Source organism: Agrobacterium burrii (assembly GCF_017313405.1).
GTDB classification, from domain to species: Bacteria; Pseudomonadota; Alphaproteobacteria; order Rhizobiales; family Rhizobiaceae; genus Agrobacterium; species Agrobacterium burrii.
Genome location: NZ_JAFLNA010000007.1, coordinates 90,350 through 107,479, shown reverse-complemented (window position 1 = coordinate 107,479; position 17,130 = coordinate 90,350). Strand labels below are relative to the sequence as shown.

Sequence of the window (17,130 nt, the reverse complement as noted above, 5' to 3'; positions counted from 1 at the left end):
AGAAATTTATTGCCCTTGAGGACGGCCATCTTATTCGCCTTGAGCCGCCACGAACCGTCGACACATCGATAGTGAACACTAATTTTTGATTTAACTGATTAAAAAGTTCGGGCTCATTGCCGAGCACCATAAAATAAGGGAAAAACACGAACCGCAGAGTCCGTTATTATTTAAGGGCAGCGGATCTCTTTTTCACAGCCTGGCTTGCATCGATTATTGGGGGACGACATTGGCCACACTGGTGAAGGATGCTGCGCGACTCGCCTTCTGAGGGGAACCGGATTAACATGGCAACGGCGCGGCACATACATCCCAAACAAGCAGGTTCGTACGAACAGGCCGATAACTTATCAAGTGATCATGAAAATATCTACCAAATCAGGCGGACGACCCAGGCAAGAGGAAGCGGCACAACTCTCCGGCAAGATTCTCGACGTTGCCCAATCCCTGTTTCTCGCGCAAGGGTTCGAGCGTACCTCGATTGATCGGATAGCAAACACTGCCCACGTGGCGAAGCGCACACTATATGCTCGTTTCGCGGATAAGGAGGCGATCTTCGACGCGGTCATCAAACGGCGGATCGACCAGAATCTCTTGGAGATAGATAGCCTTGAGCTGCAGGGGTTTACGCTTGAGGATAAGCTGATGAAGCTTGCCCATCTTTTGCTCGAGCACGTCCTCCAGCCAGAGGCGCTCGAGCTGGACCGGGCGATCACGGCGGAGGCCGTTCGGTTCCCCAATCTAGCACGCCTCTATAGAGAGCATGCCGCACCTCGCTATATGGAATATGTCGCGCGAATGCTGATCTCTTCGCCGGGCTATTATTCGGGCGAACGCCAGCAAGCTGATCGAGATGCGAACAACTTCCTCGTTCTAATGGTCCTGCCACTTCTACGAACGGCGCTGTTTTCGACGCCCGACCAAGTCAGGCGAGAGTTAGAGGGTGGTATCATCGAAGACCGAATCCGCTTTTTCATGAACGGCATCCGGCCATAAGCCGGCAATGCCCTTCATCGTGTCCTTTGATCACTTGGCCGGCGCGGTTCGCTTTTCAGGATCCGGTCTTTGCTCGGCCGGATTCTTACTGAACTTCATCACGAAGGCAAAGAACACGGGCACGAAGAAGATCGCCAGGATCGTTGCAGAAATCATACCTCCGAGGACACCTGTCCCGATCGCCGTCTGGCTGCCGGATCCTGCGCCCGTAGCGATCGCCAGAGGAACCACACCCAGAGCGAAGGCGAGTGACGTCATCAGGATTGGTCGGAAACGAAGGTGCGCAGCCTCCACAGCTGCGTCGAACGTAGACTTACCCTCAGCCCTGAGGTCCTTGGCAAATTCAATGATCAGAATGGCATTCTTCGCTGAGAGTCCCATGATGGTGATCAAGCCAACCTTGAAATACACATCGTTCGGCATGTCACGCAGCATTACTGCACCGACCGCACCAATCACGCCAAGTGGAATGACCAACAACACCGAAAGCGGTATCGCCCAGCTTTCATAGAGAGCTGCAAGGCAGAGAAACACCAGTATGACGGACAGGCCCAAAAGCATCGGCACCTGCGAGCCGGACTGGATTTCCTGTAGCGACTGCCCGCTCCATTCGTATCCAAAACCGGATGGCAGCGCGCCAGCAATCCGTTCGACCTCGGTGATGGCATCGCCAGAGGAGTAACCGGGGGCCGCCTGACCGCTGAAACGGACAGCCGGGAAGCCATTGTAACCGACGATCTGCGCCGAACCCTTGGTGAACTCATATCTGGCGAAGGCCGAGATCGGCACCATGCCGCCTTCGGAATTTCTCACCGTCAGTTTCATGACGTCGAAGATCGTACCGCGCTTGTCCGCATCGGCCTGCACCGTGACCCGCTGCATGCGCCCAGCATTGGGGAAGTCATTGACGTATGCAGAGCCGAGGCTGGTGCTGATGGTCTGGTTGATGTCGGCGAAGGTGACGCCATAGGTGTTGGCCTTCTCGCGATCGATGGTCAGCACGGTTTGCGGTGCATCGGCAAGACCCTCGACCATGACCCGCGCAAGAATTGGGCTCTTGCCGGCCTCTGCCATGAACTGATCACGCGCCGAATTTAAAGCGTCTGTACCTTGGTTGCCGCGATCCTGAAGCCGGAACGCAAATCCATTGGAGGTGCCGAGGCCAGAAATCGCGGGCGGCGACAGGGCGTAAGCCGTCGAGTCCTTGATGGCCTGGAAGCCGGCATTGAACTTGTTCGACAAAGCCTGTGCCGACTGCTCAGCGGTCCGTTCGCTCCAATCCTTTAGGGTGATGAACGAAAGTCCGGCGTTCTCGCCTGACCCGGAGAAGCTAAAGCCACTGATCGCCACAATGCGATCAACCGACGGTTCGGACGTGACGACCTTCTCCATTAGCTTGATAGAATCGAGCGTCCGTTCCGCCGTAGCATCGGCCGGACCCTGGACCTGGGCGAGCAACGTGCCCTGATCTTCATCAGGAAGGAAGGAAGATGGCAATTGCAGGAACATCCAGGCCGTCGCTGCTGCTACGACGAGGTAGATCAGCATGACGCGTCCTGAGCGCTTGATCAGGCGCCCTACCCAACCACTGTATGTATGGGAACCACGGTCAAAGCCACGGTTGAACCAACCGAAGAAACCCTTCTTAGTGTGAGTGTGCCCCTTTTCGACAGGTTTGAGAAACGTCGCACAGAGAGCAGGGGTTAGCGTCAAGGCGAGGAAAGCAGAAAACAGGATCGACGCCACCATTGTCAGTGAAAATTGCTTGTAGATAACGCCGACTGCACCCGGGAAGAATGCCATCGGAACGAAAACCGCAGTCAGCACCAAAGTAATGCCGACCACCGCGCCGGTTATCTGCGTCATTGCCTTCTTGGTCGCCTCTTTCGGCGAAAGCCCCTCCTCCGTCATAATGCGCTCGACATTCTCAACCACGACGATCGCATCATCCACCAGAATACCGATTGCCAGAACCATGCCGAACATCGTCAGCACGTTGATCGAGAAACCGAGCACGAACATCACACCGCAAGCGCCTAGCAACGCGATCGGCACGACGATTGTCGGAATGATGGTGTAGCGGATATTCTGCAGGAAGAGGAACATGACGAGAAAGACGAGGACCATCGCCTCGGCCAGCGTCATCAAAACCTGTTCGATGGAGATATAGACGAATGGCGTGGTGTCGTAGGGGACCGAATATTCGATGTCTTCGGGAAACGACGGTGCCAGCTCTGCCAGCCGCGCCTTAATTGCCGAAGCAGTGATCAGCGCATTCCCGCCCGGTGCAAGCTCGATCGACGCACCGGCAGCAGGTTTGCCATTTATCCTGACCGAGGTGGCATAGCTGTCGGCACCGACTTCGATCCGGGCTACGTCTCGCAGTCTAACTGTCGAACCGTCTGTTTCGGCACGGAGTACGATCTGGCCGAATTCGTCCGGCGAGGTTAGCTGCCCCTTGATCAACAGCGATCCCGTGGTGCGCCTGTCTGGCACCGATGGTGCCGTTCCGAGACGGCCGGCAGCAACCTGAGCATTCTGTGCCTGGATAGCACTTGTAACGTCAGCTGGCGTCAGATTGAGACCAAGCAGTTTATCGGGATCAATCCAGACGCGCATGGCACGCTCGCTGCCGAACAGCTGGGCATTACCGACACCCGGAACGCGCCGCAACTCGTTGGCAACATTACGGCTCATGTAGTCGCCCAGCGCGATACCGTCCATCGAGCCGCTCTTTGATGTCAGAGCCACCAGCAGCAACGTGCCACCGCCTGCAGTATCGACACTGATACCCTGCTGGACGATGGAGGATGGCAGTCTGGCCTCAACGCGGCGAACACGGTTCTGAACTTCGACAGCCGCCGTTTCGGGAGCCGTACCTGGTTCGAACGTCACGGTAATGGTGATAGCACCTTGGGCATTCGAGGTTGATTCGTAGTAGAGCAGCCCCGGAATTCCGTTAAGCTCTTCCTCCATCAGACGCGTCACACCCTCATAGGTGTCTTCAGGCGATGCACCGGGGTAGGTAGCGGAGATGGTGATCTGCGGAGGTGCCACATCCGGATATTGGGAGATGGGCAACACGGTCAGCGAAATTGCGCCTGCCAGCATGATGGCAATGGAGAGCACCCAGGCAAAGACGGGACGATCGATAAAGAATGCAGGGATCAAGGATCAACCCTCCTTTTTCGGGGAGGCGTCAGCGGCGACTGGATTGATCCATGCCTCAGCCTTTACGGCTTGCCCGGGCCCTACCTTCTGAAAACCTTCGACGATTACCTTGTCGTTGGCATTAAGCCCTTTGATGACCACCCATCGGCCATCGAGTATCCATCCGAGCGTGACCTCCCTGACTTCGACCTTGCCCTCGGCATTGACGATATAGAGCTGCGGCTTTCCAGCGGTATCGCGCTGGACCGACTGTTCGGGCACAGCAAAGGTTCCTTCGAGCGCTCCCTGCTGGAGCTTCGAGCGAACATACATGCCCGGTAAAAGATTGCGCTCCGGATTGGGGAATTCGCCACGTAAGATGAGTTGGCCTGTCTGGGCATTGACGCTTGCCTCAGAAAACAAAAGCTTGCCGTCATGAGGATAGGGACGACCCTGCTCCGTCACCAGCTTCATGCCGACGCCACCTGCAGCATCTTCCTTGAGATCGCCATTCTTGATGGCGTTGCGCAACAGGATCAACGTGTCGGCCGGCTGGGTGAAATCCGCGTAAATCGGATCGATCTGTTGGATAGTTGCCATCACGTCGGATGTCGGGCTAACCAGCGTGCCTTCTGTGATCAGTGCACGGCCGATATTGCCGCTGATTGGCGCCTTGATTTGAGTGTACTGTAGCTCGAGTTGGGCAGATCGGAGGTCTGCCTGAGCGCGTGCGACATCTGCATTGCTCTGCGCAAGCTCGCCGATTGCTGTCTCGCTGGCGTCGGCACTCGCGACACCGCTCTGACGTAGCTGGGTCTGCCTGTCTGCCTTCTGCCCTGCAAGCCTCTGTGCTGCGAGCGCGGCGTCGAGAGTGGCCTGGGCGGAGTCGACCTTTGCCTGAAATGGTGCCGCGTCAATGACGTAGAGAAGATCACCCTCTCTGACGGCTGCTCCTTGCTGGAACACCCGCTTTTGCACGAGACCGGTTATCCGGGGACGGATATCCGCGGTAATCATCGGCGAAACGCGGCCCGGTAATTCGCTGACAACCGGGATGGTCTCGGGTTTGACTTCAACGATAGAAACTTGTGTTGGCGGTCGTTCAGCCCCTTGTTTCTGTTCCCCCTCCCCTTTTCCACAAGCCGCGAGCGAAACGGCAGCACAGGCCAAAATGGCCAAGCGGATGGAGTTCGTCATAAGGTGCATGTTTATCCTGAAATTAATTGGCGCGGCTCGCAACGCTGCGCTTCCGATAGGAGTCAAACGCAACAGAAACGAAACGGTTCCGTTGCGTTTCTGTTGCGCAGCATTGTTGATGTCCATTGCGGCTCGGTCTCACAATTCTGCGATGCGCACGAAGAGGCATTTGGAGTGAGCGTCCCCTTGGTTCATGATCAGTATGCGGCATACGTGCCGTACGATCATGCCAGATCCAATTGTGTCTTAGGATGCTATTATGTTCAGAAATGTTGCAGGGATATGCGCCTTGCCGCGCCGCGCGGCAGCTGTCAGCAAAGTGCGATGGCCAGATAATGCGGATCGGACCTTCGTTTAACGCTCGGTTCGTTTGTCGTAGTCCTCGCTGGACAGGATATTACCCATAGCCGCACCACACTCACTCAAGCTGCCACCTATCCCTTGGCGGAAGTTGGTCGGCACCCCGCAGAGGCGTACGGTGAAGTCAAAGCAAGGCTCGCCGCACATTATTTGGATCTATCACGTCGTGTTCCGCGATGGATAGAAGATTGGCAGGGTCGGGTACCGAGCAAGACGCTTCAGGTCGACGAAAATGATCTTTGGATCGTCGCGCAAGCGGTCGAGCGTGACTACCTTCTAGTTACGAGCGATCTCAGACTGGCCGACCGTTTCGGTAAAGCGATTCCAGAATTGCGGCTTTCGGTCGTGTGACCATCCACCTATGCGCCCAAAAATCCGAACTTTCGTACATTGCAGCGTTTCCCATTCAAAGTAACTCATATCCGCACGTTTTGAAGTAGTTTTGAGCCTCCTTTGGATCGACCAGATCAATCAGTTTCCCGATGCGGTTCCAAGCCCGGTGACGTTTCTATCGGCCGCGTTTCGCAAGAGTGTCTATGCGTTTCGGATGATTATGTTTTGTTGCAACCACGCTTTGCGCACATAAAAATACACAAAACCGAATACAGTGCTGCAATGGCCCGGGCTAATCTTCGTCATCACCGATGAGGAAAGCGCCACATGCTCCACCCCCCGAAAGTTTCGAAAATACTGGTCTTTCTGCCTGAGGCAGCCGGCGCGACCATCGTTGCCAGGCTGGCAGACCATGGATTTCAGTCTGTCTGCCTGTCCACGGTGCCCGAGGCTTTTGATGCCTTACGATCGGACGAGTTTGTTTTTGCCATAACGAGTCGGCCGGACATTGACTTGCTGCGTAATATTCGCGTCTTACCCGTCATCAACCTCGAAGTCTTTTTCCATGCCGACATCTCAAGCGATGGTAGGCGAGTGAATGCAAAGCGGTTTGACAACAAAGCCTTTCTTGAAAGGGTACAGTTTCTTGCCATGCCAGTGCCGGCTACAAGGTCGGTCATGGCGACAGGTCACGTGACACCGTTGACGACAGGGGCGAAGCGCACTTTCCGATGGTGGACCATCGCCGCAAATGCGCTACGCTCTCACAGTCGCAAGGATACGATGGATGTTCCCTTCTGATCTACCCAGGCATTCCACAGGCCGTCCGTCAAATGTATCGCAGGTCTCAGCGCTCTTGTCAGAACCGCCTGCCGGGCGGGTGAAGAACTGGGTCGCGAGACGACAGCGATCAAGCCGGTTTTTGCGCGTCAGTGAGATTTGGCAAACGGCCGCACCAATAAAGGAACAATGGTTTTTGGGAGTATGCCTTGTAATGTCTTGGCTGATTAGTGCTGCATCCTTGACAGGTTACGTCATCCTGGCAATGTTTGTGCTCGTGGCGCTTGGGCGGGTTGCCAAACATAGCTGCCTTGTATTGGCAGGCAGATTGCCTCGCCGGTCACGATCGAGGCATCACGTGGTAACCTGGGTATCCGCCGCATTTTTTTCGCTCCTGACGGTCAGAGCCTGCTACATCGCAGCAGCCATTGTTGACGCCGAGTTTCGGTCAAACCCAATCGAATACAGCAAAGGAGAGTAAGTACGTCGTTGGATTGTCTGTATTTTTAACGATTCCGATGAGCAGGAAGTTCAACGCACCCGTTCGGACCGCACGCGTATTTTGTTATAAATTTCTGCGGTCTGCAGAATATTTCGGAGCCGCAACATCTTGCAACATTTCCTAATAGAGTTTTGCATGAGATCGGATAAAGGTTGGATTGCAGGCGGGCGGTCCCGCTAAATTCGCCAAACAGATTTCCGATATCACCGGACAAAAGGTTGCATATGGCAATATCCCCGCAACAGCCAGGAAATTTGACGCCGATTAGAGCGGGCGCACTGTCGCATAAAATCCTGATAGTCGAAGACGACAGAGATATCGCGGATATGCTCGTCGATCTGATCAAAGGCCACGGCTACGACGCTGCCTCGGTCGGAAACGGAATCGAGATGGACAGAATCCTTGGCCGTCATAGTTTTGATCTGATCCTCTTGGATGGAATGCTACCCGGGGAGGATGGCTTCAGCATCTGCAGGCGATTGCGGTCTTCAGGAAAGACTCCGATCCTGATGTTGACAGCCCTTCGCGAGGATATAGACCGCATACTCGGGTTGGAACTGGGCGCGGACGACTATGTTACCAAGCCGTTCAATTCTCGAGAGCTACTGGCGCGCATTAGAAACATCCTGCGCAGGGCATCTGATCATGATGAGCCTGAAGCTGAGCTTGAACCAATGACGTTTTCGGGATGGCGAATAGATCCACGGAGTCGTCAGCTCTTCGATGCGGATGGCGCGCAGGTTTCCATGACAACAGCAGAGTTCGACCTTCTTTGGGCCTTTTGCTGCCACCCCAACAAAGTTCTCACACGTGAACAACTTCTTGCGATGACGCACGCGGGCTCGGCAGGCCCGATCGAACGAAGCATTGATGCCCATATCAGCCGTGTTCGGCAAAAGATTGAGCCTAATCTCAAGGACCCGACATTCATCAAGACCGTGCGGCTGGGTGGATACCTGTTCGCCTCGCAGGTTGAGCGTCTTCCATGAAGGGGCTTCGAAGCGCCTCTATCCGCAAACAACTCTTGTTTCTTGCGATCCTGCTTGTCGTTCTCGTATCAAGTGTTGCAGCGACAACGGAGCCCTTTATATATGGGAGGCACGATAAGGGCATAGAGATTGGGTTGTTTGCCGGTCGTATCGAAACAGTGCTCGAACAATTTTCCCGTGGCCGAACCGAGCTGGAGGAAGAGGCCGCACTGCGCTTTGCCGATCGGCTCGGCATTTGGACGAAGCGCGCGTCTGTTTCCCGAGCTTCCATGTTGTACGAGGTTGGCACGCCGAACACTGAGATCCTGCAGCGTGTTAAAGAGCTCATAAATGATGGGATCGTGACAGCGATACAAAATGCGGTCTCCGGTGATCATGGTGCACCCGTGCTCATCATCAAAGTCGATGATACGAGAGCTCTTTCTTTTACAATGCCGCAGTTTCCCACCAGCGTCTGGCTGGTACCAGCCATGGCAAGCGGCATTTTGAAGATTGTCATCCCGCTGATCCTGTTGGCGTACCTCGGCAGTTGGTTGATCACAGAGCCCGTGATCCGGTTTGCGGCAGCTGCGCAACGCGTCAGCATGGACGATCATTCTGAGGAGCCGTTCAAAGCCGAGGGTGCGTTAGAAATCAGGAGCCTGGCGGCATCGCTTAATGTCATGCAGGGCCGAATACAGACAATGCTACGTGAGAGGACGAGGGTACTTCGAGCGATCAGTCACGACCTCAGGACACCACTCACAAGGTTGCGAATGCGTATCGAAAGATCGAATGAACCCGGTCTGAAAGAGATGATGCTGGCTGATGTGACAATGCTGTCCTCGCTGATCGACACCAGTCTCAGCTTTCTCGACAATAAGTTCGAGCCGGCCCGCAAGGTGGACCTGTCGAGCTTGCTGCAAACGATTTCTGACGACTTTGCAGATACTGGTGTCAGCACTCGCTTTATCGGGCCCAGGCGCCTCAAATATATATGCATGCAGCAAGGTCTGACACGCGCCATTTCAAATCTTGTCGATAATGCCTCCCGGTACGCCGACCATATCGAGATCGCGCTTGAAGACCGGCATAACACAGTCACCATCAAGGTTTCAGACGATGGGCCGGGTCTACCAGATGATTTGAAGGAGAAGGTTATAGAGCCGTTTTTCAAGGCAGATGCATCCCGTCAATCCGGAGCAAAAACCGGTGGTTTCGGACTTGGTCTATCAATCGCGCAGGGGATCGTGGTGATAGGCCACAAGGGCGTGTTCACATTGCGGGACCGACAGCCAAACGGCCTCATCGTTGAGATCAACCTGCCGAAAGGAGAGATTCTCCAGTCTCGGAACTCGCCCTCCGATACTCTCATAATTTAATGTCTCCGACCCGCGCGAACATTTCCTAACATTTTTGAAAACGCAATACCGTTGCGGTCAGCTATCGGTCATCCAACCACACTTGCCACACGGCGCCAACCGGCTGGAGTCAGACCATTGAAGATTACCTACAAAGCAAGCATTTGCCTTGTCATCGCCAGTGGCCTGCTTGTCAGCTGCACCACTGCAGATCCGACTGCCTACAGCGGTCTGGCGTCGGCGCAGCACCTCAAAGCCGACACCAGTGATCGCAATGGCCGTGTTCCATACAGTTACAATAGCGGGGCAAACTGGAGCCACTACGACAAGGTCATCGTTGATCCTGTCACGGTTTACCGTGGACAGGACAGCCAGTTCGTCAAAGTCAGCGAGCAGGACAAGGGCGCTCTTGCCAGCTACATGCAATCTCGGTTCACGCAGAAACTACGGACGCGTTTTTCTGTTGTTTCCGCACCCGCGCCCGGAACGCTGCGCGTTCATCTGACACTCACCGGCGCAAAGACGACGACGCCCGTTCTAGGTCCTTTCTCGCATCTTGATGTCGGGGGAGGTATGTATAACGCGGTGCAGGCCTTTCGTGATAAGGAAGGCACAATGACCGGCTCGGTGTCCTACGCTGTTGAGATATTCGACACGACGACGAGCACGCTCTTGTCGGCCTACGTTACCAAACAGTATCCCAACGCGATGAATGTTGGTGCCAGCTTCGGCTCGCTAAAGGCGTCGGAAGTGGCGATCGACAAGGGTGCCGAGGCGCTGCTGTCCCGGTTGCGTCCCTGAGGCCAGCCGCAACATCTCAGAACAACAAACGACACACAGCAACAGTAGCCACGTGCATGATGCCGCCATGCTTCCTTTTGAGATGCCAATATCCGTCCCTCGGGGCACTGGAGCATGCTGTTCAATGCACACTAAAGGAGAAGATCATGAGACGCCACGTTATACTAATCAGCGCGACCGCTGTCTTCAGCGCGATCGCTGCGCTACCTGCCATATCGCAGGTCGTGATTTATGATGGTCAATCATCGGAGCCCTATTCTGTGGATGACAACACAGAATCGAACTTCCTTCATGCCTGGAACCGCAACCATGACGATCAGAACAGATGGTCCCAGCGAGGCAGGCGTTTTGGACCGGACGACGTCATCACCTTGCTTGAGGACAGGGGTTACCGAGTAAGAAACGTTCAGGATGTTGGTGAACGATTGCTCGTCAAGGCGACCCGCGGAGGCGACAACCTGCTCGTCAGTGTATCGCGTTCTGGCGATATCATGGGGGTTGTTCACGACCAGTACTGAGGCATAGGCGCATCATTCCAACACCGTCAACCGAAAGGCAACCCATGGCCATTTATCTCAACGGCGATATCATTCCGCCATCCCCAGTACACACGGATAGTGCAATACATCTCGAGCGCGTATGGCGGCATCGCCATGATCTCGAGCTCGGAGCGGGAAAGCCGCGGCGCGTTCGTTTAGCAATGCTCGCACTTGGGGTTGGCGGTCTTCTTCTCGGCTCAATCGGTATGTTATGGTTTGGCAATCTCGGACCTGCCCATACCACCGTTTTTGAGGAAGCTATGGCTTCCAGACCTGTTCGGCAGGTTAGTAAAGTCGTTTCGACAAACCTGAGAGAAGTTCGCGATGTAGCGTCGGTGCCCGTCTCGGCAAGCAAGGCCGAACCTCAGATTGACACTCTTCCCTATAGTGTCATTCCAACCAAGCGCCCGACCTCTGCAACGATCAAGTCCGGTGGGTCCCAGGCGACTGGTAAATTTTCTACAGCTAACTCGGCGAAGGTCGTTCGCTATGACCGCTGCCAACCCAAGTGCGAAACTCAAGACCCGCTCATTGTCGGCACAATACGGCCTGTAGCTTACGTGCCAACGTCCACGGGCGACGCCGAAACCATCGTAAGTGAGCGTACGGACAAAACTCGCGATATCGGTGCAGCCGCAATGAATAGCGCGGGAATGGTACTTTTTCAGACCGCAACCTTGCCTTTTACGGCGGTGAAATTCGGTCGGGATGCCCTGATCAAAACGGCAGACTTGGATTGACTAGCTCTGAGCCCGTTAATGGGGCCTACTGAGACGAGAAACAATCGCGTTTGACCACAACTGCCGCACGGGAGTGCCTAAACCTAGCCCCTCGATCGGTCATAATCCTGTCCGCAAAGCTGGTCGCAGCCGTGTCACCAAAAGTGCCCACCCTTGCGACCATATAGATAGATCTGAATGCAGTCGTTACTAGACGTTGTTGTTAACTCCAGTGAATAATATGCACATACGCAAAATCGACGATGCAACCGCCCTCATCGTGATCGATCGCCAGGAAGGCACCAGATGCTTTGTCGGCCAAGCTGGGCCACAAGTTTATGCTGTGGCAGCCTTGCTGGCGCGCACGTGACCTGCAAGTCTTGCTGATCATTTCCGAAGGAGGCAAGATGAGTAGAACAGACACGTCCCCTGATGGCGGCGGTTTCATGTTTTTTCCACTGAGGCCCAACAGCCCGTTGGAGCAGGCGGAGTCCGACATTGTCGTCCGGCGCGGACCTTGGGGGCGTTGAGCGGGTCGGACCTACAAACTTTGTTGCTCTCTCGCGGCGTCACCCAGTGCGGCACGGCAGCGAGCGTAGGCGTCGAGTCGACGGCCCGTCAGGCCTATGATCTGGCTCTAAATGTGACTATCGTGCTTGATGCGATCTCGTATTTCAATCCGGCTGCCAAAGCAGCTTGTGAGACCAACATCTACCCCATGCTGGCTGAGACCGGGTCTCTACTTGAGATCATCGAGGTCCTTAATCGAATTTCCCGGGCGTAAATGTCCGCCGTGTTGCTTGGATCGGTTACTGCCAGTGCAGAAATCAAGGTTTTTGCAAATCGGTCTGCATGCGTTTTCTCGCACGCCTAAAGCCGATTTCCAAAAGGCTGATTGGATAATCCCACATCGCGCGACACTAGTCGTCAGCGGCAAATGTTTCAGGCTTTATACTTAGTGCGGACAGGACGCGCTGAGCGGCTCCAATGTCCTCCGCAGGCAAACCCTCCGCCAGAGCCTCTAAAAGCTGAAAATAAAGGCTGATTGCGGCCTCATAGGTTCGCTTCCCGTGGAGGTTAGCCGCGAACGTGTCCTGGCCGCCAGCATCATCCGAAAATACGGTGAATTTTAAACGGTATTCCATGTCGTATTCACCCAGTCGATTACCAGGCTGTTGAAGCCTCAACATTTCGCAACAAATTGAAACACACAGCAACGCGCGCCCAAAGTAGGTTTCATCACAAGCTAAAAACCTAAGCCAAGGGTGGTTTTGATGAAAGATGTTTGAACTTTGGGTCGAACTAGTGCCTCCGCCTCCCACGTCAGCGTCGCGTCCCGAGGGCGGTTGCGGGGAAATTTCAATGACAGACGTCATTCCCAAAAAAGAGACTGAGGACGATACGGAGCCAAGGCAATAACGCCGAGTGCGTGGAGACTGCCGACAAGGCCGCGTGAATTCGCAAACCGGGACAAGATATCGCTGGGAAGGCTTGGGGATAGTGTGTCGCGCTGAATGCACCCTGGGACAAGCCAACGTTTAAAACCGTTTTCATAAGCTCGTTGACTAAAGCCTCTGCTCAGTAAGTCGGTGAAACGCGCTGAACTTCTAATACGCTTGTTGCAATCAAACACGCAGGAGGATTGTCCGTTGCTTCTCGATGTCATGAACAATCGTTCTCGGATTGTACCAGTTTTACAGTCGGAAGCCGCGGAATGCGGGCTTGCATGCCTAGCTATGGTGGCTTCGCATCACGGCCATCTCGTGACAATGTCCGAACTGAGAAGACGCCATGCGGTATCGGCCAAAGGAACCACCCTCAAGAGTCTGATTTCCATTGCTGACGACCTTGCCTTTACCGGTCGGGCATTGAAGGTAGAAATGGACGGCTTGGGCCAGTTGAAGACCCCTTGCATCCTTCACTGGGATATGTCGCACTACGTCGTTCTCAGTCGTGCCAACAGGAAATGGATCAAAATACACGATCCAGCGAGTGGATACAGACATCTTACCCTAACTGAAGCGTCTGCACATTTCACTGGAGTTGCGCTGGAACTCACACCGGCAGCTTCATTTCAAAAACGCCAAAAAGTCGAACGGGTGCACCTGACGGATTTGTGGTCAAGGAGCGCTGGGTTTATTCCAAGCCTTGTTCAAATCCTCCTTCTTACTGCTTCGCTTCAGTTTTTTGCTCTTGTGTCACCTCTGATCAATCAATTGATCGTCGATGAAGCGATCGCGAAAGGCGATTTCAGCCTCCTGAACATTATCGTCATAGGTGCCGGCCTCTTATTGTTGATCCAAGGCGCAACCACATTGCTGCGTGGTTATGTTCAGATGCACTTCAGCACCCTTTTGACGTTCCAGATGCGTGGTAATTTGCTTCGTCACGCTTTGCGTTTGCCAGTGCCTTGGTTCGAGAAGCGTCGCCTCGGCGACATTTTATCTCGATTTAATTCCCTCCAACCTGTTGAGGATCTTTTAACGGGTGGCTTGGTTTCAGGTATTCTGGACGGGCTGATGGCAATCCTCACCCTCGCGGTCATGCTCGTCTATGCGCCCTATCTTGCACTTGTGGTGTTGGCCTCACTAGCAGTCGTCATTTGCACAAGGTTGATCACATTTCCTTGGTTGCGCAATCTCACCAACGAAGGGATTCAATATCAAGCGAGAGTGGACAGTGTTTTCCTGGAAACCATCCGCGGCGCACGGGCTTTCAAGCTCTTTGGCCGAGAACTGGAACGACACGGGGCATGGCAGAATGCCTATGTTGCCAGTCTCAACAATAATGTGCGCCTTCAAAAAATCGGCCTAAAAGGCACGGCCGGGCTGTCGATTGTCACAGGCGGAGAACTGCTTTTGGTGTTCTATCTCGGTGCGAGCGCGATCATCCGAGGTGAGATGACGCTCGGCATGTTGCTGGCCTTCCTGTCCTATCGTGGCCAATTCAGCAGCGCTGCGCTGTCATTCGTAGAACAGTGCTTCCAGTTTCGCATGACGGGACTGCATCTCGAGCGATTGTCTGACGCGGTGCACCAAGATGCGGAGCCTGGTATCGAGGCCGGTTCGCACGCACTTCGCCCTGTAGTGGGCGGGCTTAGCATAAGGAATCTCTCATTCCGATACGCCGAGCGCGAAGCCTGGGTGCTGAAGAATGTTTCGCTGGACATCACGGCGGGTCAATCAGTGGTGTTTGTCGGACCTTCCGGTGGTGGAAAATCGACACTACTGAAGGTGTTGATGGGGCTTTATCCGCCGTGTGAAGGCGAGATATTGGTTGATAGTCTGACCTTCAATGCTGTGGGTATGAGAACTTATCGGGCGCAAATTGGCGTCGTGATGCAAGATGACCAGCTTTTTGCGGGCACGATTGCGGATAATATCGCCTTCTTCGATCCAGAGATGGATATGGCGCAGGTCGAATATGTAGCGCGCAAGGTCGATCTCCACCAAGAAATCGAACGTATGCCGATGGGCTATATGACACTGGTTGGAGACCTGGGCACAACATTGTCGGGCGGGCAGCAGCAGCGCGCGCTTCTGGCGAGAGCTCTCTACAAAAGACCCAAAATCCTGTTCCTTGACGAAGGAACAGCCAATCTCGATCTTTTGTCCGAACGTCGCGTTATGCAGTCTCTTAAGGGCCTCGGTATAACCCAGATTATGGTCGCCCATCGTCCTGGTGCTATTGAAGGGGCGTCACGTATCTTCGCCATCGAGGCAGGCGAGGTTCGCGAATTGCACCGCGAAATCCCGGCGCAGCCATTGCAGGTGGTGCCATGAGCGACACGCTGTTTAGACCCGAAGCAATTGAACATCGTCGCAGGTTGCGTGGTGAGGTGATGATTGCACAGCCCGTGAGTTACGGCGTGATGACGGTGTTGCTGGGTGTCGTGGTCGTCGTCGGGGCTTCGTATCTGATGACCGGTACCTACGCAAGAAAGGAAACGGTTCAGGGATATGTCGCGCCAACCGGTGGCCTGGCTCAATTATATGCCACAAAAGGAGGCGTCATTTCCAAGGTCCTGGTCCGTGAAGGCGACCTGGTCACGCAAGGCCAGCCGATGGTAGAGCTTTCGCTGGAGACAACCGGTTCTCAAGGGAAGGTTGGCGAGGAACTGCGCTTGCAGATTGTGTCCCGCATCCAGTCCCTTGATATACAAATTGAAGCGGCCGAAGCACGCTTTGATGAAGAGCGTCGTCGACTGGCTGCAAAACTTCACGGTCTTGCCGAAGAGCTTGCCTCGCAAACCCGCCGGCTCTTGTCGGAACGCGAACTCAAGGATCTTCAAACGCGAGATGTTGAACGCTACGCCGGCCTCCAAGTGGGGGGCAGCGGCACAAAGTTTGAATTGTCGCGCCTGCAGCAGCAGATTCTATCGCAGAAAAGTGTAATTTACGAACTGGAGCGCCAACATGCACAGCGCCAGGGCGATCTGGATGATGTGCAGTCGCAACTGACAAGTCTACCCGCTGAGCAGAACGATAAGCTCGCCCAGTTGCAGGGGCTTCGCAGCGAACTTCAGCAGTCGCTGGCTCAGCTTCAGATTGATCGAGCTTACGTCGTCGTTGCACCCGTTGGCGGTAGGGTTGCTGCTCTGCAGGCGCAGCCTGGTCAGACGGCTGTGGCTCAGTCCCCCTTGGCAGCACTTGTTCCGGCGGGAAGTTCTCTTGAGGCAAACCTGCTTTTGCCGTCACGAGCCGGCGGTTTGGTCCAGATCGGCCAGGACGTCAGGCTCAGGATTGACGCCTTTCCCTACCAACGCTTTGGAGTGATTGTCGGCCACGTCGCCCAAGTTTCGCGCTCGACCTATCGCGAAGGCGAATTATTGGCTCCAATCTCATTCAAAGATCCCGTCTACCGGGTCACCGTCAGCCTCGATCGTACCAGCGTTTCCGCCTACGGCGAGGAGCGCCAACTGACGCCCGGTATGACACTCATCGGCGATATCATTACAGATCGCCGACACCTCACCGACTGGATCACGGATCCGCTAAAAGCCATAGCCAGTCGGTGAATCCAGCAAAGGGAACGACCTTCCTGGTCTGACCTACGACTAACCAACCCAAAGGAGACTAACATGAGCAAGATGATTGAAATCAACAGCGATATGCTCGATCTCGTGAGCGGCGGTGCCACGACCGTCGCTTCCACGGTTACCATTGGTGCTGATGGCGCTGTCACCGGGAACTACTCGTTCGGTAGCCGCTCGGGAAGCTTCTCGGCAAAATTGCCGGCCGAAGTCGTACAGAAGGCCGGAACGTTTTCTTTTAGCAATAAGTCTGGTTCTTTCAGCTTTGAGAACTCGTTTGCTAGCTAGATTTAGCTGACCAAACTGAGCCTGGCGGATAAGATCTAGCCGCCAGGCTCCCCTTCCGGGACCTTCGCAACTTACCCGTCGTGAACTCAGAGTCTTTTCCCGCC

At 54.7% G+C, this 17,130-nt stretch carries 14 protein-coding genes; 11 read left to right on the top strand and 3 right to left on the bottom strand.

The annotated features are described in order from the left end of the window. Positions 1-360 precede the first annotated feature (360 nt). Complete coding sequence (locus JZX89_RS14540; RefSeq protein WP_103660231.1) at positions 361-996, top strand: TetR/AcrR family transcriptional regulator; 636 nt, start codon at positions 361-363, stop codon at positions 994-996. 30 nt (positions 997-1,026) lie between these two features. On the opposite strand, the gene JZX89_RS14535 is transcribed toward JZX89_RS14540, so the two are convergent. Together JZX89_RS14535 and JZX89_RS14530 are read right to left on the bottom strand one after the other, a co-directional pair. Beyond that, positions 1,027-4,164, bottom strand: coding sequence for a multidrug efflux RND transporter permease subunit (locus tag JZX89_RS14535; protein ID WP_207134593.1), 3,138 nt, complete (start codon positions 4,162-4,164; stop codon positions 1,027-1,029). Between the two features lie 6 nt (positions 4,165-4,170). After that, positions 4,171-5,469, bottom strand: a complete 1,299-nt coding sequence (locus tag JZX89_RS14530) for an efflux RND transporter periplasmic adaptor subunit (protein WP_207134474.1) — start codon at positions 5,467-5,469, stop codon at positions 4,171-4,173. 894 nt (positions 5,470-6,363) lie between these two features. Between JZX89_RS14530 and JZX89_RS14525 the strand changes: the two genes are divergently transcribed. The 7 genes from JZX89_RS14525 to JZX89_RS28905 all read left to right on the top strand — a co-directional run bounded on the left by JZX89_RS14525 (position 6,364) and on the right by JZX89_RS28905 (position 12,490). Continuing rightward, complete coding sequence (locus JZX89_RS14525) at positions 6,364-6,837, top strand: hypothetical protein (protein WP_207134473.1); 474 nt, start codon at positions 6,364-6,366, stop codon at positions 6,835-6,837. Positions 6,838-7,542: 705 nt separating this feature from the next. Beyond that, the gene (locus JZX89_RS14520) at positions 7,543-8,307 is read left to right on the top strand and encodes a response regulator (RefSeq protein ID WP_256438140.1); all 765 of its coding nucleotides are present in this window, start codon (positions 7,543-7,545) and stop codon (positions 8,305-8,307) included. Further along, entirely contained in the window at positions 8,304-9,668 is a 1,365-nt protein-coding gene (locus tag JZX89_RS14515) for an ATP-binding protein (protein ID WP_207134472.1), read from the top strand. Before JZX89_RS14520 ends, JZX89_RS14515 begins: the two co-directional genes overlap by 4 nt. Positions 9,669-9,785: 117 nt before the next feature. Continuing rightward, positions 9,786-10,448: a DUF3313 domain-containing protein gene (locus JZX89_RS14510; RefSeq protein WP_207134471.1), complete on the top strand. Its 663-nt coding sequence runs from the start codon at positions 9,786-9,788 to the stop codon at positions 10,446-10,448. A 146-nt stretch (positions 10,449-10,594) separates the two neighbouring features. Then, the gene (locus tag JZX89_RS14505) at positions 10,595-10,966 is read left to right on the top strand and encodes a hypothetical protein (protein WP_207134470.1); all 372 of its coding nucleotides are present in this window, start codon (positions 10,595-10,597) and stop codon (positions 10,964-10,966) included. Positions 10,967-11,010: 44 nt separating this feature from the next. Further along, positions 11,011-11,727, top strand: coding sequence for a hypothetical protein (locus JZX89_RS14500; RefSeq protein ID WP_207134469.1), 717 nt, complete (start codon positions 11,011-11,013; stop codon positions 11,725-11,727). A 496-nt stretch (positions 11,728-12,223) separates the two neighbouring features. Continuing rightward, on the top strand, positions 12,224-12,490 hold the full coding sequence (locus tag JZX89_RS28905; RefSeq protein ID WP_103660223.1) for a cysteine hydrolase family protein: 267 nt from the start codon (positions 12,224-12,226) through the stop codon (positions 12,488-12,490). A gap of 136 nt (positions 12,491-12,626) precedes the next feature. Here the strand turns inward: JZX89_RS28905 and JZX89_RS14490 are convergent, their stop codons facing one another. Then, entirely contained in the window at positions 12,627-12,851 is a 225-nt protein-coding gene (locus tag JZX89_RS14490; RefSeq protein ID WP_146258720.1) for a hypothetical protein, read from the bottom strand. Between the two features lie 504 nt (positions 12,852-13,355). Here JZX89_RS14490 and JZX89_RS14485 point away from each other — a divergent pair. The 3 genes from JZX89_RS14485 (at position 13,356) to JZX89_RS14475 (ending at position 17,026) form a co-directional block, all read left to right on the top strand. Further along, complete coding sequence (locus JZX89_RS14485; RefSeq protein WP_207134468.1) at positions 13,356-15,488, top strand: peptidase domain-containing ABC transporter; 2,133 nt, start codon at positions 13,356-13,358, stop codon at positions 15,486-15,488. Then, positions 15,485-16,723, top strand: coding sequence for an HlyD family secretion protein (locus tag JZX89_RS14480; RefSeq protein WP_207134467.1), 1,239 nt, complete (start codon positions 15,485-15,487; stop codon positions 16,721-16,723). Before JZX89_RS14485 ends, JZX89_RS14480 begins: the two co-directional genes overlap by 4 nt. Before the next feature lie 63 nt (positions 16,724-16,786). Further along, positions 16,787-17,026 (top strand): flagellar hook protein, encoded by a 240-nt coding sequence (locus JZX89_RS14475; protein ID WP_103660220.1) that lies wholly within the window; start codon positions 16,787-16,789, stop codon positions 17,024-17,026. Positions 17,027-17,130 lie beyond the last annotated feature (104 nt).

Coding starts and splice junctions, on each gene's coding strand:
- JZX89_RS14475 (WP_103660220.1), top strand. CDS start 16,787: ATGAGCAAGATGATTGAAATCAACAGCGATATGCTCGATCTCGTGAGC.
- JZX89_RS14520 (WP_256438140.1), top strand. CDS start 7,543: ATGGCAATATCCCCGCAACAGCCAGGAAATTTGACGCCGATTAGAGCG.
- JZX89_RS14505 (WP_207134470.1), top strand. CDS start 10,595: ATGAGACGCCACGTTATACTAATCAGCGCGACCGCTGTCTTCAGCGCG.
- JZX89_RS14530 (WP_207134474.1), bottom strand. CDS start 5,469: ATGGACATCAACAATGCTGCGCAACAGAAACGCAACGGAACCGTTTCG.
- JZX89_RS14490 (WP_146258720.1), bottom strand. CDS start 12,851: ATGGAATACCGTTTAAAATTCACCGTATTTTCGGATGATGCTGGCGGC.
- JZX89_RS14500 (WP_207134469.1), top strand. CDS start 11,011: ATGGCCATTTATCTCAACGGCGATATCATTCCGCCATCCCCAGTACAC.
- JZX89_RS14525 (WP_207134473.1), top strand. CDS start 6,364: ATGCTCCACCCCCCGAAAGTTTCGAAAATACTGGTCTTTCTGCCTGAG.
- JZX89_RS14540 (WP_103660231.1), top strand. CDS start 361: ATGAAAATATCTACCAAATCAGGCGGACGACCCAGGCAAGAGGAAGCG.
- JZX89_RS14480 (WP_207134467.1), top strand. CDS start 15,485: ATGAGCGACACGCTGTTTAGACCCGAAGCAATTGAACATCGTCGCAGG.
- JZX89_RS14515 (WP_207134472.1), top strand. CDS start 8,304: ATGAAGGGGCTTCGAAGCGCCTCTATCCGCAAACAACTCTTGTTTCTT.